Here is a 19,692-nt window from a genome sequence, read left to right as displayed (position 1 = left end):
ATGCCAGAACACCCAAAGTGGGTAGTTCTGGCATGTTTATTTTTTTATTAGTAAATAGCAAAAGTACGGTGCGCCTATTAATGAAACGATAATACCTGCTGGAATACCACTTGGTTCCAAAATATTTCGCCCAATTGTATCTGCTAGTAATAGAAGAAAGCTGCCGAGCAGAATGGCAATAGGTAAATTCATTCGATGGCGTGGGCCGATTAGGGACTTAGCGATATGAGGTGCCATCAGCCCGATGAACGCGATGCCACCTGTGACTGACACCGCGGAAGCAGCTAGAGCCACAGCGGTCAGCAATAATATTACTCGCTCCCGTTCGATTGACACACCGATACCCGTCGCCACTGTTTCATTCAAACCGAGCATGTCCAGTCGATGTGCTTTAAATAACGCGAAAGGGATTAATATGAGCAACCAAGGGGCGAGTGCCCAAATATAAGGCCAATCAGTTCCCCAAATATTCCCGGCGATCCATCTTGAAATAAAATCGACTTTCTCTTGCTTGGCGGAAGAAGTCAATACGACCATCACGCCTGAAAGAGCCATCGAAAATCCAATACCCACCAGTACGAGGCGCATAGGCTGTAGTCCGTTTTTTCTACTATAAGCAAATAGATAAATTAAAATGGAGGTGATGATGGCGCCCAAAAATCCTACTAACGGCAATAAGTAAGCGAATGCACCCGCCTCAATCGGTACAAACAAGAAAAATACCGCAATAGCGACTCCAGCGCCGGAATTAATACCGATGATACCTGGATCTGCAAGATCGTTACGCGTGATCCCTTGTAAAATAGCACCCGATAAGGCAAGCGCAGCGCCAGCGAGCAACGTAATAATGATTCTCGGAAGGCGAATAGAAAACAGTACAAACTCTTCTTTAAAAGTGCCTTGGCCTAGGAAAGTAGGGACTAGCCGACTCCACTCGATAGAAGCAGATCCTAAACCAAGTGCGAGAATAGCCAGGAAGAGAATTAAAACAACTAAACATACTCCTAGAATTCTTTGTTTTCTTCGTATACGTGGATGTATCATGAGAAAGCACGACCTCCTTTGCGTACGATCAAAAGAAAGAATGGTAAGCCAATAATCGCAATCAATGCAGCAACGGGCGTTTCAAATGGTGCTTGCAGCATTCGTCCAACCGTATCTGCTAACAACATAAAAGTTGCACCTAAAATAGCGGAAATGGGGATGATAAATCGGTAATCTGTTCCCACGATTGCACGAACAATATGTGGAATCATTAATCCGACAAATGCTACGTTACCCGCTAATGCCACAGCGGCTCCTGCTAATAAAATAATAATAATAAACAACATGACTTTTATTTTCAATGTATTTTGACCAAGTCCAATCGCAACTTCTTCATTCAAACTTAATAATGTCAACTGGCGTGAAAGTACGAGTGCAACGACAATACCTATGATGATGACTGGCGCAATGGTCTGCAACTGTCCCCATGAGGTGCCAATTAATCCGCCGGCGGTCCACATTGCCACGTCCTTTGAAATCTTAAAATACAAACCAACACCTTGTGCAATGGCGAACAAAAATGTAGAGACGGCTGCACCTGCCAATACCAGTCGAATGGGTGCAAAGCCGCCTCGCTTTGCGGAAGCAATACCGAAGACGATCAGCACACCAGCAGCTGAGCCGATGAAGCAAGCTGTCATAATACCGAAATAGTTAATAGTTGGAATGAATGCAAGCGCGATAGCTAATGCGGCATTCGCCCCGGCAGTCAATCCAAGCAACCCTGGATCAGCCAATGGGTTTCTCGTCATGCCCTGCATGATAGCACCTGAAACGGCCAAAGCGGCACCCACAAACACGGCACCTACTTCACGCGGAAAGCGTATTTCTTTTAGGATCAAAACATTTTCTTTTGGGTTTGATGTGAATGAAAGTAAGACGTCTTGCCATGAAGTGTGAGCGGCACCAAGCTTCATAGCAAATAGGAAACCGATGATTAAAAGAATTGTGCTAGCAAATAATTTGAGACTAAATGGTATAACTTTTCCAACGGGTTTTTCCATTCTATTCATCCGCTCCTTTCTTGTCATAAAAAAAGGGGTTCTTCAATGAAGAAGAGCCCCATCCTGTTTGATTACTTAGTTCCTAAAAAGCTTTCGATAAAGAAATCAAGCTGGTTATCAAGTGTATAGGCATCATTGAAAGAGAATTCTGCTGTGTTTACCTGATAGACTTGATCATTTTTGACGGCAGGAATATTCTTGTATGTTTCTGTTTCTAGGAATGAATTATCCCCAGTATCACTTTTACTCAAGATGACATAATCTCCGGCAAATTCAGGCAAGACTTCTGCAGATAGAGCATAATATCCATCTTTCTCGGTCATTTCCTTTACCTTTTCAGGCATAGCTAATTTCATTTCCTGATAGAGAATTTCTGTCCCTCTACCCCAGTTATCGCCAAAGACGTAAATTTGTTTGTCAAACTCTTCGATGACGGAAACTGTCGTATCTTCTCCGATTTTGGCTTTAATATCTTCTCCTGCTTGCTTAGCACGTGCCTTAAATGCATCTACCCATTCTGTTGCTTCTTTTTCCTTATTCAATAATTTACCGATTTCGATTTGCTGTGTTAAATAATCCACTTTTCCGTATGTATACGTAACAGTAGGTGCAATTTCTTTTAATTTATCAATGTTCTTAATCGTGTTCAGTCCAATAATTAAATCGGGCTCCAGTTCAATAACTTTTTCGATGTTTTCGTCTGAAACTTCTTCTACATCTTTCAGAAATGAATCAAAGCTTGGATTATCTTTTGACCAAGATTCTGCTCCTACTAAATTCACACCAAATTCATGTACAGTCCCAGCAAAACTTGATAACACCACAACGCGCTGTGGATCTGCAGGAACCTCCACAGGACCTTCTTCGGATTCATAAGTAATCGTGCCACTTGCTCCTTGTTCCTTTGCCGGTGTATCTTCTTTCACAGGTTCTTCCTGTTTATTGCCGCAAGCTGCTAACGCAAGTACGATAAGCAAAAGGGCAGGTAATAGAATTTTCTTCAACAGTTATTCGTCTCCTTTTAGTAGATCATATGTGATGCATAACGGTTTGCCCGTTCTTGGATCCGTTCCAATTTCCGCGTCGATTCGAAATACTTCGCGCAGTATGTCTGGTTGTATTACTTCCTCGCACATACCCGCACGTACAATTTCTCCATCTTTCATCGCAATGATGAAATCGGCAAAACGTGCTGCCTGATTTAGGTCATGAAGCACCATGACGATAGTGCGTTGCTGCTCTTCGTTGAGCTTTTGCAACAGCTCTAGTACTTCCAACTGGTGTGCCATATCCAAATAAGTAGTTGGCTCATCTAGGAAGATAATATCTGTTTCCTGAGCAAGTGCCATCGCAATCCAAACGCGCTGGCGCTGACCACCTGATAATGCATCGACTTGACGATATTTGAATTCAGTTGTGTTGGTGACTTCGAGTGCCCAGTTGATCACATCCATATCATGCGGTGTTAAACGTCCCAATGCATTCTGGTAAGGGAATCTACCGTAGGATACCAATTCACCAACTGTTAGACCACTGGCAGCTTCTTGCGTCTGGGGAAGAATAGCCATCTTTTGCGCGAGCTGTTTCGTTCTTTGTTTAACGATATTTCCACCATCCAATATGACTTCTCCTGATTGATGAGGAATTAAGCGTGTGACAGCTTTGAGAAAGGTCGATTTGCCACATCCGTTTGCTCCGATAATGGCAGTCACTTTCTTGTCAGGTATTTGAACCGATAACCCTTTAACAATAAGGTGATCATCGTATGAAACTTGTAGATTTTCTGTATACAAGCGAACCATTTTGTGAAATCAAACCTTTCCTACTAAGTAATCATTGATAATGATTATCAATATCGTTACAATGAGAACTATAAATTGAAATGCAAGCGATGTCAATAATTATTTTAAAGGGAGAAGATGGAATGAGACAAGATGAGCTACTGGACGTAACGATTATCGGCGGCGGACCTGCGGGGTTATATGCAGCTTTTTATAGTGGATTGCGTGAAATGAAGACAAAGATCATTGAATATCAGCAGCAGCTTGGTGGAAAGATCCATGTCTACCCGGAGAAAATGATTTGGGATATTGGCGGCATGACCCCGGCACCAGGAGCTCAGGTAATTGAACGGCTTGTGGCTCAGGGATTAACCTTTGACCCAGAAGTCGTACTCAATGAAAAAATTGTGAAGATTGAAAAGACAGATGACAAGCATTTTGTATTACACGGCTCATCGGGTACTGTTCATTACAGCAAAGCCGTGATAATTGCGACAGGTACAGGTATTTTGAATCCACAGAAGATTGAGGTGGAAGGTGCAGAACGATTTGAAGTGTCGAATTTGAACTATACGGTAAAATCTTTAGCGCGCTTTAAAGGGAAGACCGTCCTGATTTCAGGTGGTGGCAACGCGGCGATTGACTGGGCCAATGAACTGCAACCGATTGCTAAGAAAGTATACCTAACATATCGTAAAGAGAATTTGAACGGTCATGAAGCGCAAGTACGGCAACTCTATGAGAGTGGTGTGGATTGTCACTTTAATACCAATATATCTCGATTCATTGCGTCTGAAGATCATAGCTCAATTGAGAGGGTGGAGCTACGACACAATGAAGAAGGAACGGTTACTACACTAGCTGTGGATGAAGTGATCATTAATCATGGTTACGAGCGTGATACTTCGTTAATTGGCGATGAGCAACTTGGTGTGGAACTAACGGAACATAAGCAGATTGCAGGTACTTGCACGAGTGCTACCTCCATAGAGGGGATGTATGCAGCAGGGGATGTACTAAGCCACAAAGGCAAACTACATTTAATTGCAGGGGCATTTCAGGATGCCGCGAATGCAGTAAACTGCGCCAAAACCTATATTGATCCAGAAGCAAATGAAAATGGCATGGTATCTTCCCATAATGAGCTCTTCAAGGAACGAAATCGGGAATTAGTGAAACAACTCATATGAATAAAAAAGGAACTGACCGACGATTTTTATAATCGTAGGTTAGTTCCATTTTTAGATATTCTCGAGCTTATCTAGCCGTTTCGTCAGCATATCCCGCCATTCTTCAGCTAGTGCTTCGACTTCCAATATTCGTTTCAAACCTTTCAAATCTTTAGGACGCTGAAAATACACTTCATTTGCATATAGAATGGAAACTTGCTTTGGATCCTGTTGAAGCAAAGTAATCGGAGAATCTGAACGAACAACTCCTTCTTTAACCACACGGCATAAAAAACCTGTGAATCCGGTGTTGACCATTCCTTTCATCAGACTAGGCAAGCCGGTGCGCTTACTAATAGTGCTGCAAGGTACTCGACCTTGCGCGACTTGAATCACTGCATCTCCTACTGCAAACATATCTCCAATGCATATATCTGTCTCGAGCATTCCGTTTACTGTCAGATTTTCTCCGAACGTGGAAGTCGGTAACGTACAGGAGAACTCTTTTTCCCAGAAGGCATAGTGCTCTCCAGGATAGATACAAACCGCTCGATCAGGACCTCCATGATGCTTTGTGTCCGCAATTCCGTCCCCTTGAAAACCATCTACAGAAAGAAATGTTTCTTCGGCAGACTGTTTACAAATAGCGCTTGAAAATTCTCCGCCATTAGCAGATTGTAATGTGCGTGGCATCCCAATAGAAAGCATTTGCAGTGACGGCTCAATATTCAATAAGAACCCCATCCTTCCATGTAATTATATATTTAGTATACGACATTCAGTCTTTGTCGACTGAGGCAATGAGTAAATACTTTTAGGTCAAAGGAAATAAATGAATTTGACGGTTAGTACAAAAGAACTGTATTTTAGTTAGACTTTTTACATAAAGAGCAGTAGAAACAATGCTTATACAAATATTTTAATTACAAAAATATTGTATGTATTAAAATAATGTTGCAATTGAAATAATTACTGATAATATAAATCTTAAGTTATTTGAATTGAAAGTGAATTTAAACAACTAATGAAATGAGGAGTTTTTATGGATAATGAAAGCGCTTTAATATTTGACCATGCTATTCGTACAGCAAATATTTTGGTGGAGATGTTCGGCGTGAATTGTGAAGTCGCCGTGCATGACTTTAGCAGCCTGGAAAGTTCTTTAATTCATCTGTCGGGGACAGTGACAGGAAGAAGTATAGGTTCGCCAATAACGGACTTAGTTCTGGAACAGCTACAGAAAAATGTAGTGACCGACTATGCAAACTATAAGACGGTATCGCAAAAAGGTTCAGTGATGAAATCGTCTACAGTTTTCTTGAAGAATCAAAAGGGCGAGGTGTTGGGCGCACTTTGCATCAACTTTGATATTAGCAATATGATGCAAATGGAAGGTGTACTTAAAGACTTCATAACGTTTGAAGAAGATAAGCAACAGAAAGAGAGTTTCCATAAAGATGTACATGAAGTCATTCATTCAATGACGCAACAAGCACTAGACAAGTATTATAAACCTCCTGCTTTATTGGAAACAGATGAAAAAGTCGAAGTGATTCGTGAGCTTGAAGCAAAAGGAGCGTTTTTAATAAAAGGTGCTACTGAATATGCAGCAAGTGTATTAGGTGTTTCCAAATTTACTATATACAACTATTTGCAAAAGGTACGTACTGATGCCAGTTTTAATTCTAAATAGGAGTTGGTTTAATTGTTCAAGAAAATTCACAGTGATCACGTCCCAGCCGCAGTAGGAGCTTATTCTCAAGCAGTTGAGAAGGAAAACATCATTTATGTATCGGGTCAATTACCAATTAATCCTGAAACAAATGAAATGAGTTTAACAGTAGTAGAGCAAGCAGAACAGTCCTTAAAAAACATTGAAGCTATCTTGAAGGCAGCTGATTTGTCATTAGCAAGCGTCGTGAAAAACACAATTTTCATGACATCACTAACAGAAGCAGCTCAAGTCAATGAAGTATACGCAAAGTTCTTTGGAGATAGTAAACCTGCAAGAGCCATGGTCGGTGTAAAAGAATTGCCTAAAGGTGCTCTGATTGAAATTGAATCTATTGCAATTCGTTGAGCATATAAAAACAATTACTAGGAGGAAATAATATGACTTATAGCTACGTATCACACTTACACTGTCCGAAATGTGAAAATACTTATGATGTAGATGTAATCGTTCAACTATGCGAATGTGGAGGGCCTTTATTGGTCGCTTACAAGATGGATGAACTGAAGGAAAGCTTCAAGAAAGAAAAACTTGCAGGTCGCAAACCAGATCTATGGCGCTATCATGAGTTGCTTCCAGTCAAAAATGAAGAGAATGTCGTGACGCTCGGAGAAGGTATGACACCTATGCTACATTTGAAGAAAGCAGGAAAAGATATGGGGATTGCAAATCTCTATATGAAAGATGAAGGAATGATTCCTTCTGGTTCATTCAAGTCTAGAGGAGCCGCAGTAGGTGTTTCCAAAGCAAAAGAATTAGGCATCAAAGAATTAGCTATGCCAACAAACGGAAACGCAGGTGCAGCTTGGTCACTGTATAGTGCACAAGCAGATATTACTGCAACCATAGTTATGCCAATAGACGCACCAGAAATTACACGTAAGGAATGTGTAGCAGCAGGAGCTGATTTGTACCTTGTAAACGGCCTGATTGGTGATGCGGGGAAAATCGTAGGACAGGCAGTAAAAGACTATGATCTATTTGACGCTTCCACATTGAAAGAGCCTTACCGTATTGAAGGAAAGAAAACGATGGGACTAGAAATTGCAGAGCAGTTTGGTTGGAAGGTTCCAGACGTTATTCTGTATCCAACGGGTGGAGGCGTGGGTTTAATTGGTATTTATAAAGCACTTCGAGAACTACAGGAACTTGGCTGGATTTCAGAAGATAAAATGCCTCGCCTTGTAGCGGTGCAGTCAACAGGTTGTGCACCGATTGTTAAAGCGTGGGAAGAAGGTAAGACACATGCAGAACCTTGGGAGAATGCTTCCACTGTAGCATTTGGAATCAACGTTGCAAAAGCGTTAGGTGACTTCCTGATCCTTGATGGCATTAAAGAAACAAATGGCTGTGCTATCGCAATCGATGATGAAACGCTGTTGGCAGAATTGAAATTAGTCGCATCTAGTGAAGGTGCTTTCGTTTGTCCAGAAGGGGCAGCGGCATTCGCAGCAGCTAGAAAACTTCGTAAGGACGGTTGGATCAAAGAGAACGACGAGGTAGTAGTTCTTAACACGGGTGCAGGGATTAAATACCCAGACACAATTGAAGTAGATGCTCCAATTTTGCAAAAAGACGAGAAAATCATTAGATGAAATGAAACTATTCGGTACACGATAGGCTTGGATAAGTTATTGTGTACCACTTAGTAAAAACACAAAATGAAAGCGCTGCCAAAATGTACAAAAGTCTAAAGCACGGGAGTGAGATAGATGGAAAAAAGAACTGAGTTATCTAAAGCATTAAAACCACATTGGGTCGTTGCCATTGCATTTGGTTCTGCGATAGGTTGGGGTGCGTTCGTGCTGCCGACAGATTGGATGGGGCAAGCAGGTCCTATAGGCGTTATTTTGGGTATACTAATTGGCGCATTATTGGTAATGGTGATAGCTGTAAGTTATGGATACATGGTAGAGAAGTTCCCTGTTTCAGGAGGAGAATTTGTCTTTACATATCTTGGATTTGGCAGGATTCATGCATATATATGCGGATGGTTTGTAACATTATCGTATGTTACTTCAGTTGCACTGAATGCTTCGGCAATCATAGTATTATTTAAGTTTTTGTATCCGCAAGTTGTTGAGATCGGATATATGTATACGATTGCAGGATGGGATGTATATATCAGCCAAATTGTTATAGCTACAGCTGCTCTTGTTATCTTTGGTATTGCTAATATCAGAGGAATCAGCTTGACGGGAAGAATGCAATTTATATTCAGTGCGGTTCTATTTATCTTAGCTATTACAATTGGTGCAGGAATGACATTTCATCCAGATACTGCATTTGCTAACTTGCGTCCGGCATTTAATATGGAGATTGGTGGTTTATCTTCTATTTTAGTAATTGTTGCTACTGCACCGTTTCTATATTCAGGATTTAACAATATTGCGCAATCCTCAGAGGAGTTCAACTTTTCGTCAAAGCGCGCTTTTAAATTGATGATACTGGCTTTAGGTGCTGGAGGTATTGTCTATTCTGTCATGGTTTATGCAACAGCGATGGCAACTCCTTGGCAAGGACTTGTAGCAGGAACACCTGCATGGGGAACGGGGAACGTAGTAAAAAGCTTATTTGGTAACCTAGGAATGACAATTTTGACAGTTGCTTTATGCATGGGGATCTTTACAGGAATAAATGGTTTCTTAGTTTCTTCCAGCCGAATGCTTCTGGCTATGGGGCGTGCACGTATTTTACCTCAGGCCTTTACAAAGATTCATCCAAAGTATCGTACACCATATGTCGGGATTATTACAGCGGTCGTTGTTTGCTTTATAACTCCTTGGTTCGGTAGACCGGCATTATTATGGATAGTCGACATGACAGCCACAGGCGTCGCTATTGCCTATTTATATACCTGTGCATCAGCGTATAGGTTTTTTGACTGGAAAGTAAGTGCATTCCGAAAGATCATTTCGCTATCTGGTGCAGTAATTAGTTTAATATTCTTGGGATTATTATTTATCCCGGGCTCTCCAGCACTTTTAGCCATGCCTTCTTTGATTGCGATGATCGTATGGATCTTGATTGGTGCCGTGTTCTATATGTTAAACGGTAAGCAGTATAATGCAATTCCAAAAGAAGAGTTGGATGTATTTATATTAGGGGAAGAACTATCAAAAACATTAACTAATGATAATTTTCGACATAGAAATGCAGAAGAAGTGCAAGGACAAACGAGTACACAAGTATAAAATATACATTTTAAAGAAGATTAGGAGTGTGGCGAGATGGCAGAGTATATTAAAAAGAGTTTAAACAAGCTGGAAGAGGATACTGGTGGTATTGCCGAAATCGTAAAAGGCAGCCTAAAAGAAATCCGTACTCGAGGTGAAGTTGCGGTACGTGAATTGTCCCGTAAATTTGATAATTGGGATCCACAAAGTTTCCGCGTTACACAGGAAGAAATCGAAAAAGCCATAAAAATGGTACCTGAAACCGTAAAATATGACACTCAATATTGCCAAACGCAAGTACGTGCATTTGCGGAAGCTCAGCTGGCAACTCTATCTGAGTTTGAAAAGGAGATGCAACCAGGTGTGATTCTTGGGCAAAAACTAATTCCAATTTCCAATGTAGGGGCTTATGTTCCGGGGGGACGCTATCCAATTGTCTCTTCTGTTCAAATGAGTGTGATTCCTCCGAAAGTAGCTGGAGTAGAACGTGTAATAGCTTGTTCACCTACTATGAAAAATGGAGAAGGTATTCATCCAGGTGTCTTGTATGCAATGCATTTAGCGGGAGCAGATGAAATCTATTCGCTTGGTGGTATTCAAGCAATTGGAACAATGGCGTACGGAATTGAAGATGTCAAGCCAGTAGATTTCATTGTAGGACCGGGTAATGCATTTGTAGCGGAAGCTAAGCGTCAAGTATTCGGAAGAGTTGGGATCGATCAGATTGCAGGACCGAGTGAAAACTTGATTATTGCAGACGAAACAGCAGATCCAGTTCTAGTTGCTGCCGATGTATGGGGACAGTGCGAGCATGACTATCGTGCGGTAACAATTTTAATCACGACTTCCCGTAAATTAGCTGAAGACGTACAAGAGGAAATGCGGAAACAAATTGCTGTTCTGGATACAGCAGAAGTAGCATTGGCTTCTTGGGAACAAAATGGTGAAATTATTTTAGTAGCAGATAAGGAAGAGGCAGTTAAGGTAGCAGATGAATATGCAATCGAGCATGTACAAATACAGACTGCAGATTTGGATTTCTATTTGAAGAACTTAAAAAACTACGGCTCTTTGTTCCTGGGTGAAGAGACAACGGTTACTTATGGAGATAAAGGAATTGGAACGAATCATATCCTTCCTACTGAACAGGCAGCGCGTTACACTGGTGGTCTATGGGTAGGGAAGTTCCTCAAGACCGTCACGTATCAAAAGTGTACACCGGAAGCGAGCAAAAAAATTGCTCCCATTATAGCAGGACAATGTCGTTATGAAGGAATGGTCGGACACGCTGTAACAGCAGAAGTACGTTTAAAAAAGTTTTGATAGGTTGAATGAAATTGGGAGGGTACGCGATGAGTGAACAATCAAAAGAAGTACTGATGTTCAAAAAAACATTTACCCGTCAGGAGCCAATCCCCCCTGAGGGGATTAAGCGGGCGACAGAACTTATGCTGACAGGAAAGCTTCATCGCTATAATACAGAGGGAGATGAAGTTGCTGAAACGAGCATATTAGAACAAGAATTTGCGGATTATATCGGTACTTCTTACTGTGCTACATTCAACTCGTGCGGTAGCTCCATCTATGTAGCACTAAAGAGTGTCGGTGTGCAACCTGGAGATAAAGTGCTGTGTAATGCATTTACATTAGCTCCCGTACCTGGGGCTATTAAAAATGCAGAAGCGCAGCCGGTATTTGTAGAAATCACTGAAGACTATTTGATAGATTTAGATGATCTGGAACAAAAAGCAGAAGCGTCAGGAGCATCCTATTTACTGTTATCACATATGAGAGGTCATATTGTCGATATGGATTGTGTTGTGGAGATTTGCGAGCGTTATAATATAACGTTAATTGAGGATTGTGCTCACACGATGGGTGCAAAGTGGAACAGCAAACACACCGGAAGTTTCGGTGCGGCTGGATGTTTCTCCACTCAGACATATAAGCACCTCAATTCGGGCGAAGGTGGTTTGCTCGTTACGGACGATGAGGACGTTGCCGCAAAGGCTATTCTATATTCAGGATCATATATGTTGTATGAAAAACATAAGGCCAGACCATCAATGGAAGTATTTGAACGTTATAAAAAGGTAATACCGAATTTCAGTCTGCGTATGTCCAATTTAGTGGCGGTTTTAATACGTTCACAACTACCTCAACTTGATAAGCAAGGAAAGCGATGGAATGAACGATATCATGCAATAGAAGAGATATTACGTGGGGCGCTACATATATATATCCCGATTCGTGTAGAAAAAGAGCAATATATTGCATCTTCGTTCCAATTTACATTACTCGATGCGACAAAGGAACAGATGGAGCAATTCATTGATACGTGTGCGGAGCGTGGAGTCGAAATTAAGTGGTTCGGTAATTTTGAGCCAAAAGGATTTACAAGTCGACATGAAAGCTGGCAGTACTTATCTGAAGGTGGAGATCTACTAACCACTGCGAAAATTCTGGATTTCCTTTGCGACTTCCGATTGCCACTCACATTTACAGTGGAGGATTGCCAGGTGATTGCGGAAATTATAAAACAAGTTGCTCGGGAAGTTGTGCAATGATCCAAAAAAGACTATCGGATCCGATAGTCTTTTTTGTATGTAAACTTATATTGATGATATAACTAACCAAAAGATATGAACGAAAAGTACTGCTATATAAAGAAATAATGCAGTAGTCATAGTAATCCGTACCCAGAATCCTAATTTACTGATCGTCACGATATATAAAAGTATCAAAGGTAATCCTAGTTTCACTACATAAAACAAAGGAATACTTTGTTCATATAAAAACGACACGAGCAGATTGGCTTCTTCTATAAGACCAAACCGTAAACCATAATCTGTGAAAACGGCATCTAATAAACATAAGCAAACTAATAGAAAGCCCGCATTGATTAATCTATTTTGCTGAATGGGAAAGTCCTTTACTGTATTCATTTCATCCGCTCCTTACATACAGTGTAAATACCTAGGATGTGTAGTAAGTGATCATTTTATTCATCGCTTTACGACATATTTTTTCTGCACTTGCAGTATAATATAAAAACATGTATAGTGCATTACAACAGTAATGCACTGGGTTACATTAAGGTGGTGAAGTTCTTGCTTGAGATGGATGGAGAAAAGCCGATTTATATACAAATTGCAGAGTGGTTAGAGACGGAAATTATTGAAGGTACGTTACAAGCAGACGATAAAGTGTACTCACAGTATCAACTGGCAGATCTTTTCAATATCAATCCTGCAACTGCGGGGAAGGGGCTGACGATTTTGCTGGATGCGGAACTTATTTACAAGAAACGGGGCCTTGGCACGTTTGTATCTGCTGATGCACGTGAGAAACTGCTGACGAAACGTAAAGGCGGTAGGTTAAGTCGTCTGGTGCAGGAGCTGCTTAATGAAGCTGCATTGCTTGGCCTTCAAGAGGAACAGCTCATTGAATTAATTCGAGCAGAGCGAAAGGAGAGGTCATAATGCCAGCAATTACTTTGAAAAACGTGACGAAAAGCTATCGTTCCATTACAGTACTGAATCAGTTAAATTTAGAAATCCGTGAGAATGTCATTACGGGATTGGTAGGACGTAATGGTGTGGGGAAAACAACACTTATGAAGATGGTTGCGGGATTCATAAAAGAGTCGGATGGAGAGCTTCGTGTGTTGGGTGAGCGTCCCTTCAACAGTCTTAAGGTTTCTGCCAACATGATTTTCATAGACGATATGATGGGCTTTCCGGATGCACTCACACTGGGCGATTTATTGACGGAATGTGATCGCTTCTATGAAAATTGGGATCAGGACCTAGCTATGCGTCTGCTCAAGTATTTCAAATTACCGCTGTCGCTGAACCATCGTGTTCTATCAAAAGGCAAACGCAGTACATTCAATGCTGTTGTCGGCATTGCCACACGTTGCCCACTAACCATGTTTGATGAGCCGATTACGGGAATGGATGCTGGAGCGCGTAGGGACTTCTACCGAGCGCTGCTGAAAGATTATCTAGCGCATCCACGAACCATTCTTTTATCAAGTCACCATATGGAGGAAATGGAGGACTTACTGGAGGATATCTTATTGATCGATGGAAAAGATAGTGCATTTCATGGTTCAATAACTGAACTTCAAGAGAAATTTATTTCGTTACAAGGTAAAGAAAATGTATTGAAACAATATGCTAATCGATATGCCGTCATTCATAAGTCTTCTGCTGGTCCATTAACAGAATGGATTGTCGACAATGACCATACAAACTTAGAGCTAACTGAATTAAAGCAAGCAGGAATACGCGTGTCAGCGGTTTCAGCAAGTGAGGCATATCTTGCAATGACAGGTCAGACGAGAGGAGGAGTAGATGATGTATTCGACGCAATGGAGCGTGAATGAACTTGCAAAACGACAGTTTTTTCTTAAATTGAACGCCAATGGGGCGATTTTCACCATGTTGATTGTACTGCAAATTATCGCAACTGTATTTATAAGCGGGGCAGTTACAACTACCTCCATGAATGATTGGGGGGAGCCTATTTCCTTCAATTTCACTTCCATATCGAACGACGCACAGCTAGGGCTGACACTATTCTGGGCATTCATTGTCGGCTTCTTGTTGACATCTGCCGCGCAACGGAATGAATCCTTTTCGTTTGTAACGAATCGTTTGACGTTTCAATTGGCTAATTTCTACTTCTTTTGTACGGCTGCATTGCTCGGTGGGGTGACGACTGTTTTACTTGGTTCAGTGATGAAGATTATCGCGATGTTTAGAGATAATATGATTATTGAAACAGCTGGTTTATTATCTTCACCACTTGATTTCTTGTCACGTATTTTTGTGATGATGGCTTATACGCTGTTGCTCATGCTAATTGGTTATACACTGGGTTCACTTATCCAATGGAGCAAACTGTTCATCGCGCTGTTTGGAGTGATTTGGTATGCATTTACGCAGAGCACATTCGCTGTAGCAGACAATGAGAATAGTGGATTATTGTATTTCTACTATGGAGAAACATCGATTCTACTATTCACGTTGAAGATAGTAGCAACAATTGCTGTTCTGTTTGCTATCAGCTTCTTCGTCACAAATCGCTTGGAGGTGAGGAACCCTTGATGTTTATTACTATTCTGGTTCCAGTCGTTCTGCTTCTTGGGTTGCTGACAATTATTATGGTGACAAAGAATATGGGGCGTGTACGCATAAAAAAATCATTTCATTGGAAGCTGATCACAGGGTACCTTGTGTTACTGTTAATTGGACTTGTCGTAGCGGAAGCGATGGAACAACGAATAGAGGGCGTAAATCCCCCTGAAGTAGGGGCAAATGAAGTCGGATTTGATCTATATAATGCAATTGTAGAAGAGTTACCAATTCCTAAAAACCTAGTATTGGCAAAGCGGTCACATGAGGTAGAAGGGAAATTCACGATCTCTTCTTTCCCAGGTGCATATATTCTGATAAAGCGCACACCTGAAATTAGTGGAACAATAGAAGAAACGGTCTATTCCCCTGAATTGATGACGATGTTTAATGGTGAAGACAGTATGTATTACGATTTATCCGATCAACTCAAAATTAATCTGCCTGTTTGGAATAGCAATTCCATGTCTGTTCCAAAGCAACCAGAAAACCGTCTAGAGTATACGTTTTACCATGATTCAAACATATTGAATCAGTTTACCGGTGAAAAGACGCACGGGAATTCCTCTGGGAGTGTATCAGGAGTCATGACGATTCACTTGTTAATTCCTGATACAATTGAGCTCGATATACCCGATCTGGATCATGAGCAAAATTACTATATAGATATACTCGAATAAAAAAGACCGAAGCGCAATCACCACAACAAAACGTGTGGGATTGGCTTCGGTCTTTCACTTTAACCGCGTTCAACAGGCATCGAACAACATCTGAAAGAACCGCCTGATTTAATGATTTCAGAGAAGTCGACTTCTATGACCTCAAATCCATTTGCGCGTAAGTTTTTATTTACTTGTTTGTTTTGTGGCAAACTGAATACTTTATTGTTACCGATTGAAAGTACATTCGTACCTAGCGAAAACTGTTCATCTTCCGCTACTTCAATCAATTGATACGAGTCAGCAAGTAAGTGGAGTGTTTCCTGATCAAACGCTGCTGGAAAAACTAGCGCTTTTTCGGAAGAAAGGATATTGAACACGCAGTCTAGATGCAAGTATCGTCCGTCAAATGGAATTCGCTTTAGCTGATGGTCGGGAAGCTTTACTTCCAGCTTGTTGACCGCTTCCTCGGACGTACGACTACTGATGCCGATGTAGATAGTATCACGGTCGACAATAATGTCGCCGCCTTCCATTCGATCCGTGGCGGACTGATAAGGAATGTCTTGCGCACTCAGCCATTCTTTTAGCGTGATTTCTTCACCTTTTCGTATATTTGCAGCCAAGTCAGCGATAAATACTTCATTGCCAATCGTAAAGCCGATATCTCGTGTAAAGACTTGTTCAGGATATTTTTCAGAAGTAGGAAGGGTGATCACTTCCACTCCGTTTTCCTTCAATAATTTTTCGAATTCTGCGTGCTGACTCATCGCACGTTGTATATCAATGTTTTCATCTTCATACTTTTTTTGCACTTCGTTAATGACCTCGTCAATTGCCATGAATTCCGGCTGGCATAGGATGACTCGGCGCAGAGTATCATATTCTGTTACACATTTTATCGTATTTGCATTTTGGCTGTTAGCTATCAATGGATAGTACGCCTCCCATTTCATGAAAGTACTTTGTATTATTCCCGTTACCCATTTTTATAAACTTCTTTGATCCTTTGATTCCACTGTTTTAGAATGTTGTTAATCCATTGTGATAGTAAAATTTAAATACGCACAGGAAGATTTTCTCTTAATGGCTGACATCCAAATTGAAAAACAGAAATAGTAAACGCTTTCATATTTTCATTGACAAACAATTTAGAAAACGTTTAAAATAGATTAAACGACTATATAACGACGTGTTTTAATAGGCTGAATTTGAATGGGGGTTGCGTAGTGGATCAGAGGCAAAAAAGAGAAATAGGGTTCTGGTGGTCGATCCTGCCGTTAGTATTAATGATTCTAGTTATGATTATAACTGTAGTAAAGCTTAAAGAGGGACCGCATATGCCACTAATCGTAGGAACTGCCATTGCTTCACTCGTAGCCTGGCGCCATGGATTCTCTTGGAAAGAAATTGAGGAAATGATGTACAAAGGAATTCGTTTAGCTCTTCCAGCAGTCATTATTATTATGCTTGTCGGCTTGGTGATTGGCTCGTGGATGGGTGGGGGAATAGTTGCGACAATGATTTTCTACGGATTGAAGATCATTACACCTTCTTGGTTCCTGGTAGCCATTACACTAATTTGTGCAATTGTTTCATTGGCAATAGGTAGCTCATGGTCGACAATGGCTACGATTGGTGTAGCCGGTATGGGTATTGGACTCAGTATGGGAATCCCTGCTGGTATGGTAGCAGGTGCTGTCATTTCTGGCGCATACTTTGGAGATAAGATGTCACCGTTATCAGATACAACCAATTTAGCTGCAGGACTTACTGGAACAGATTTATTCGATCATATTAAGCATATGCTGTATACGACGATTCCTGGATTACTAATTGCTCTTAGTGTGTTTACATTCCTCGGAAGAAGATTTGGTTCAGGTGAAGCAGAATTAACATCAATTGCAAACACATCTCAGGTCATGCAAGATAGCTTCGTTATATCACCCTGGTTATTGCTTGTTCCTTTGGCTGTCATCGTGATGGTAGCAATGAAGATTCCCGCGGTGCCGGCACTGATTATCGGAATCGTCCTAGGTTTCTTATCTCATGTAACGCTTCAGTCTGGGACGTTTGCGGATGCGCTAGGTGCTCTGCAGAGTGGTTTTGCGATTGAAACAGGTAACCAGCTAGTTGATAAACTTTTTAATGGTGGCGGCCTAGATAGTATGATGTATACCGTCTCTATGACTATTGTGGCCATGACCTTTGGTGGTATTCTTGAGTATTCAGGTATGTTACGGGCAATTATGAAGCAATTGCTGAAAGTTGTGAAGTCCACGTCTACATTAATTATTTCAACGATTGGTGCGTGTGTCATGACCAATGCAACTTGTTCTGAACAATACGTTTCCATTGTTGTACCTTCCAGAATGTTCAGTAAAACTTATAAAGATATGGGATTGAGCTCGAAGAATCTTTCGCGTGCACTAGAAGATGGTGGAACACTTACATCTGTATTTATTCCATGGAATACATGTGGTGTGTTTATATTCGGTACGCTCGGTGTCAGTGTAGTAGAATACGGCCCATACGCTATTCTGAATTTCGCTGTTCCACTCATCTCAATTATCTATGCTCTAACCGGATTTTCTATTGTCAAAATGACGTCTGAAGAAATTGTGGAAATGAATGAGCAGGAAGCGAAGTTGGAACTTGAGGCACAACTCGAATAACTTTAATAGGCAAGGCCGTGATATGTAACGGCCTTGCCTTTTTAGTTGATAGCAATCTTCAATTTGTATAATGCGCGTGGTCTGCCTTGGCTGTAGGTCATTTCTTCGCCAACCGTATCGATATATTGTTGATCCATAAGCTTTTTAATTGTACGTTCAGCAGTTCTTCTGGAAACGGCTAAATATCCTGCTAAATCATTAGCGGTGAACGGCGTAGATTGCCTGAATTGATCAAACTGCTTAAGTTTGGAAATGACCGCCGGGCTCAATGTCGTCCTTTCGCTGATCTTAAGCAAATCAGGGTCGTCCAACCTCATCGCAACTGACGGTTTTGTAGCTGGCAAAGGACCGTGTAGCTTCTTATGTTCATCTAGCATAAAGATTCCTTTGTGGATTTCTTGCTTGCCGAGTTGCAGTGCACTCATCGCATTGTCACTAGCTTCTATCATTGTTTGTCCTAATCCAAAAGATAAAGTGGATACTGGGTGAAGCGATTCACAGAACTGGACGAAGGCCTTTAAGGCTAAAACAAATTCGATGGTGCCTAGAGTAGTGTAGAAAAAGAAGTTGTCCTCTTTTTCTTTCCATTGAGCCTGTAAGTAGTTCGCTAGTGTTTCTATAGTTTCCTGTGGAAGTTCCTCAGGTTGATGAACTTGCAGTACGCCTACAGCAATTTTAGTCGCTTCACTCCTTGCAAAATCTGCTTGTTGAACGGCGTGTTCCATCGCGCGTAAAATATTGCTTGCAGGATCCAGCATCCGGAATGCTGGAATGCCCGCCGCTTGTAATTGATCGTATACGGCATGCACACTGGTCAATGCCATTTTAGACATCCCGTTTCTGAAATGTTCTAAATGAAAGTTTACAACGGCTTGTAAATCACTGTTGGATTGCAGTTCATGTATAGCAGGCTTCTGCATGGAAGAGAGAGGATCAAGATCTTGCAGGATTTGTTCGATATGTGTTCTTTCTTTAATATCTATAGAAATATCATGAATTGCCATATTCTTTTCTGAAGCAAGGTATAATAAAGTGATCGCTATTGTATGTTCATTTTGCTGAATATAAAATGCCGGAATCGAGATCGTTTGAAGAATTTTCTCGGACGCTTCGTAAGGTAAGGACCCAGAGAATAATATGGCGTGACAGGGTTTCAGTACCTCTAGTAGACGAGGGGCTTCGGACGGGCTGTCATATTGATAATAATCAATGCACATATTGTGGGGCAACACTATACTCTCTGCTTGCCGACAAAATTCTTGTGAGCCGACCAATGCAATGGTAACCTTCATAATGGGATCTCCTCTTTTC

The 19,692-nt window shown here is 41.2% G+C and carries 20 protein-coding genes; 12 read left to right on the top strand and 8 right to left on the bottom strand.

Annotated elements, in window-relative coordinates; translation table 11 throughout:
- Positions 1–36: 36 nt before the first annotated feature.
- From CSV64_RS04890 to CSV64_RS04875, 4 genes are all read right to left on the bottom strand, one after another.
- Positions 37–1,044 (bottom strand): FecCD family ABC transporter permease, encoded by a 1,008-nt coding sequence (locus CSV64_RS04890; RefSeq protein ID WP_099633671.1) that lies wholly within the window; start codon positions 1,042–1,044, stop codon positions 37–39.
- A complete protein-coding gene (locus CSV64_RS04885) occupies positions 1,041–2,048 on the bottom strand; it encodes a FecCD family ABC transporter permease (RefSeq protein WP_099633670.1) in 1,008 nt (335 codons plus the stop codon). Before CSV64_RS04885 ends, CSV64_RS04890 begins: the two co-directional genes overlap by 4 nt.
- A gap of 71 nt (positions 2,049–2,119) precedes the next feature.
- On the bottom strand, positions 2,120–3,052 hold the full coding sequence (locus CSV64_RS04880) for an iron-hydroxamate ABC transporter substrate-binding protein (RefSeq protein ID WP_099633669.1): 933 nt from the start codon (positions 3,050–3,052) through the stop codon (positions 2,120–2,122).
- A 3-nt stretch (positions 3,053–3,055) separates the two neighbouring features.
- Positions 3,056–3,850, bottom strand: a complete 795-nt coding sequence (locus CSV64_RS04875) for an ABC transporter ATP-binding protein (RefSeq protein WP_099633668.1) — start codon at positions 3,848–3,850, stop codon at positions 3,056–3,058.
- A 122-nt stretch (positions 3,851–3,972) separates the two neighbouring features.
- On the opposite strand from CSV64_RS04875, the gene CSV64_RS04870 reads away from it, so the two are divergent.
- A complete protein-coding gene (locus CSV64_RS04870) occupies positions 3,973–5,019 on the top strand; it encodes an NAD(P)/FAD-dependent oxidoreductase (RefSeq protein ID WP_099633667.1) in 1,047 nt (348 codons plus the stop codon).
- Positions 5,020–5,070: 51 nt separating this feature from the next.
- Here CSV64_RS04870 and CSV64_RS04865 read toward each other — a convergent pair whose 3' ends face one another.
- Positions 5,071–5,742: an MOSC domain-containing protein gene (locus CSV64_RS04865; RefSeq protein WP_099633666.1), complete on the bottom strand. Its 672-nt coding sequence runs from the start codon at positions 5,740–5,742 to the stop codon at positions 5,071–5,073.
- A gap of 298 nt (positions 5,743–6,040) precedes the next feature.
- Between CSV64_RS04865 and CSV64_RS04860 the strand changes: the two genes are divergently transcribed.
- The 6 genes from CSV64_RS04860 to CSV64_RS04835 all read left to right on the top strand — a co-directional run bounded on the left by CSV64_RS04860 (position 6,041) and on the right by CSV64_RS04835 (position 12,473).
- A complete protein-coding gene (locus CSV64_RS04860) occupies positions 6,041–6,691 on the top strand; it encodes a helix-turn-helix transcriptional regulator (RefSeq protein WP_099633665.1) in 651 nt (216 codons plus the stop codon).
- A gap of 12 nt (positions 6,692–6,703) precedes the next feature.
- A complete protein-coding gene (locus CSV64_RS04855; RefSeq protein WP_099633664.1) occupies positions 6,704–7,078 on the top strand; it encodes a Rid family detoxifying hydrolase in 375 nt (124 codons plus the stop codon).
- 32 nt (positions 7,079–7,110) lie between these two features.
- Entirely contained in the window at positions 7,111–8,325 is a 1,215-nt protein-coding gene (locus tag CSV64_RS04850) for a threonine synthase (RefSeq protein ID WP_099633663.1), read from the top strand.
- 117 nt (positions 8,326–8,442) lie between these two features.
- Positions 8,443–9,924 carry an APC family permease gene (locus tag CSV64_RS04845; protein ID WP_099633662.1) on the top strand — a complete coding sequence of 494 codons (1,482 nt, stop codon included), beginning with the start codon at positions 8,443–8,445 and terminating at the stop codon, positions 9,922–9,924.
- Positions 9,925–9,960: 36 nt separating this feature from the next.
- A complete protein-coding gene (hisD, locus tag CSV64_RS04840) occupies positions 9,961–11,229 on the top strand; it encodes a histidinol dehydrogenase (RefSeq protein WP_099633661.1) in 1,269 nt (422 codons plus the stop codon).
- Positions 11,230–11,258: 29 nt separating this feature from the next.
- On the top strand, positions 11,259–12,473 hold the full coding sequence (locus CSV64_RS04835; RefSeq protein WP_099633660.1) for a DegT/DnrJ/EryC1/StrS family aminotransferase: 1,215 nt from the start codon (positions 11,259–11,261) through the stop codon (positions 12,471–12,473).
- A 45-nt stretch (positions 12,474–12,518) separates the two neighbouring features.
- Here CSV64_RS04835 and CSV64_RS04830 read toward each other — a convergent pair whose 3' ends face one another.
- Complete coding sequence (locus CSV64_RS04830) at positions 12,519–12,851, bottom strand: DUF5658 family protein (RefSeq protein WP_099633659.1); 333 nt, start codon at positions 12,849–12,851, stop codon at positions 12,519–12,521.
- A gap of 174 nt (positions 12,852–13,025) precedes the next feature.
- Here CSV64_RS04830 and CSV64_RS04825 point away from each other — a divergent pair, with 174 nt between their 5' ends.
- The 4 genes from CSV64_RS04825 to CSV64_RS04810 are packed head-to-tail and all read left to right on the top strand — an operon-like array spanning position 13,026 to position 15,727.
- Complete coding sequence (locus CSV64_RS04825) at positions 13,026–13,388, top strand: GntR family transcriptional regulator (RefSeq protein ID WP_199168425.1); 363 nt, start codon at positions 13,026–13,028, stop codon at positions 13,386–13,388.
- Positions 13,388–14,296: an ATP-binding cassette domain-containing protein gene (locus CSV64_RS04820; RefSeq protein ID WP_199168409.1), complete on the top strand. Its 909-nt coding sequence runs from the start codon at positions 13,388–13,390 to the stop codon at positions 14,294–14,296. The genes CSV64_RS04825 and CSV64_RS04820 overlap by 1 nt, the downstream gene beginning before the upstream one ends.
- Positions 14,268–15,020 (top strand): hypothetical protein, encoded by a 753-nt coding sequence (locus tag CSV64_RS04815; protein WP_099633656.1) that lies wholly within the window; start codon positions 14,268–14,270, stop codon positions 15,018–15,020. Before CSV64_RS04820 ends, CSV64_RS04815 begins: the two co-directional genes overlap by 29 nt.
- Positions 15,020–15,727 carry a hypothetical protein gene (locus CSV64_RS04810; RefSeq protein WP_099633655.1) on the top strand — a complete coding sequence of 236 codons (708 nt, stop codon included), beginning with the start codon at positions 15,020–15,022 and terminating at the stop codon, positions 15,725–15,727. The genes CSV64_RS04815 and CSV64_RS04810 overlap by 1 nt, the downstream gene beginning before the upstream one ends.
- Positions 15,728–15,786: 59 nt before the next feature.
- Here the strand turns inward: CSV64_RS04810 and CSV64_RS04805 are convergent, their stop codons facing one another.
- Positions 15,787–16,638 carry a dimethylarginine dimethylaminohydrolase family protein gene (locus CSV64_RS04805; protein ID WP_369823494.1) on the bottom strand — a complete coding sequence of 284 codons (852 nt, stop codon included), beginning with the start codon at positions 16,636–16,638 and terminating at the stop codon, positions 15,787–15,789.
- Between the two features lie 297 nt (positions 16,639–16,935).
- Here CSV64_RS04805 and nhaC point away from each other — a divergent pair, with 297 nt between their 5' ends.
- Positions 16,936–18,381 (top strand): Na+/H+ antiporter NhaC, encoded by a 1,446-nt coding sequence (gene nhaC, locus CSV64_RS04800; RefSeq protein ID WP_255397617.1) that lies wholly within the window; start codon positions 16,936–16,938, stop codon positions 18,379–18,381.
- A gap of 41 nt (positions 18,382–18,422) precedes the next feature.
- Here nhaC and CSV64_RS04795 read toward each other — a convergent pair whose 3' ends face one another.
- Complete coding sequence (locus tag CSV64_RS04795) at positions 18,423–19,673, bottom strand: HTH domain-containing protein (protein WP_099633653.1); 1,251 nt, start codon at positions 19,671–19,673, stop codon at positions 18,423–18,425.
- Positions 19,674–19,692 lie beyond the last annotated feature (19 nt).

This window comes from Sporosarcina sp. P32b, assembly GCF_002743335.1.
Taxonomy (GTDB): Bacteria; Bacillota; Bacilli; order Bacillales_A; family Planococcaceae; genus Sporosarcina.
Note: the sequence above shows the minus strand (reverse complement) of the source record. Positions and strands in the feature narration are given on the sequence as shown.

Bases quoted from the DNA above. Each gene is read 5' to 3' on its own strand.
- CSV64_RS04890 (WP_099633671.1), bottom strand. From the start codon at position 1,044: ATGATACATCCACGTATACGAAGAAAACAAAGAATTCTAGGAGTATGT.
- CSV64_RS04885 (WP_099633670.1), bottom strand. From the start codon at position 2,048: ATGGAAAAACCCGTTGGAAAAGTTATACCATTTAGTCTCAAATTATTT.
- CSV64_RS04875 (WP_099633668.1), bottom strand. From the start codon at position 3,850: ATGGTTCGCTTGTATACAGAAAATCTACAAGTTTCATACGATGATCAC.
- CSV64_RS04870 (WP_099633667.1), top strand. From the start codon at position 3,973: ATGAGACAAGATGAGCTACTGGACGTAACGATTATCGGCGGCGGACCT.
- CSV64_RS04865 (WP_099633666.1), bottom strand. From the start codon at position 5,742: ATGGGGTTCTTATTGAATATTGAGCCGTCACTGCAAATGCTTTCTATT.
- CSV64_RS04860 (WP_099633665.1), top strand. From the start codon at position 6,041: ATGGATAATGAAAGCGCTTTAATATTTGACCATGCTATTCGTACAGCA.
- CSV64_RS04850 (WP_099633663.1), top strand. From the start codon at position 7,111: ATGACTTATAGCTACGTATCACACTTACACTGTCCGAAATGTGAAAAT.
- CSV64_RS04845 (WP_099633662.1), top strand. From the start codon at position 8,443: ATGGAAAAAAGAACTGAGTTATCTAAAGCATTAAAACCACATTGGGTC.
- hisD (WP_099633661.1), top strand. From the start codon at position 9,961: ATGGCAGAGTATATTAAAAAGAGTTTAAACAAGCTGGAAGAGGATACT.
- CSV64_RS04835 (WP_099633660.1), top strand. From the start codon at position 11,259: ATGAGTGAACAATCAAAAGAAGTACTGATGTTCAAAAAAACATTTACC.
- CSV64_RS04830 (WP_099633659.1), bottom strand. From the start codon at position 12,851: ATGAATACAGTAAAGGACTTTCCCATTCAGCAAAATAGATTAATCAAT.
- CSV64_RS04825 (WP_199168425.1), top strand. From the start codon at position 13,026: ATGGATGGAGAAAAGCCGATTTATATACAAATTGCAGAGTGGTTAGAG.
- CSV64_RS04820 (WP_199168409.1), top strand. From the start codon at position 13,388: ATGCCAGCAATTACTTTGAAAAACGTGACGAAAAGCTATCGTTCCATT.
- CSV64_RS04815 (WP_099633656.1), top strand. From the start codon at position 14,268: ATGTATTCGACGCAATGGAGCGTGAATGAACTTGCAAAACGACAGTTT.
- CSV64_RS04810 (WP_099633655.1), top strand. From the start codon at position 15,020: ATGTTTATTACTATTCTGGTTCCAGTCGTTCTGCTTCTTGGGTTGCTG.
- CSV64_RS04795 (WP_099633653.1), bottom strand. From the start codon at position 19,673: ATGAAGGTTACCATTGCATTGGTCGGCTCACAAGAATTTTGTCGGCAA.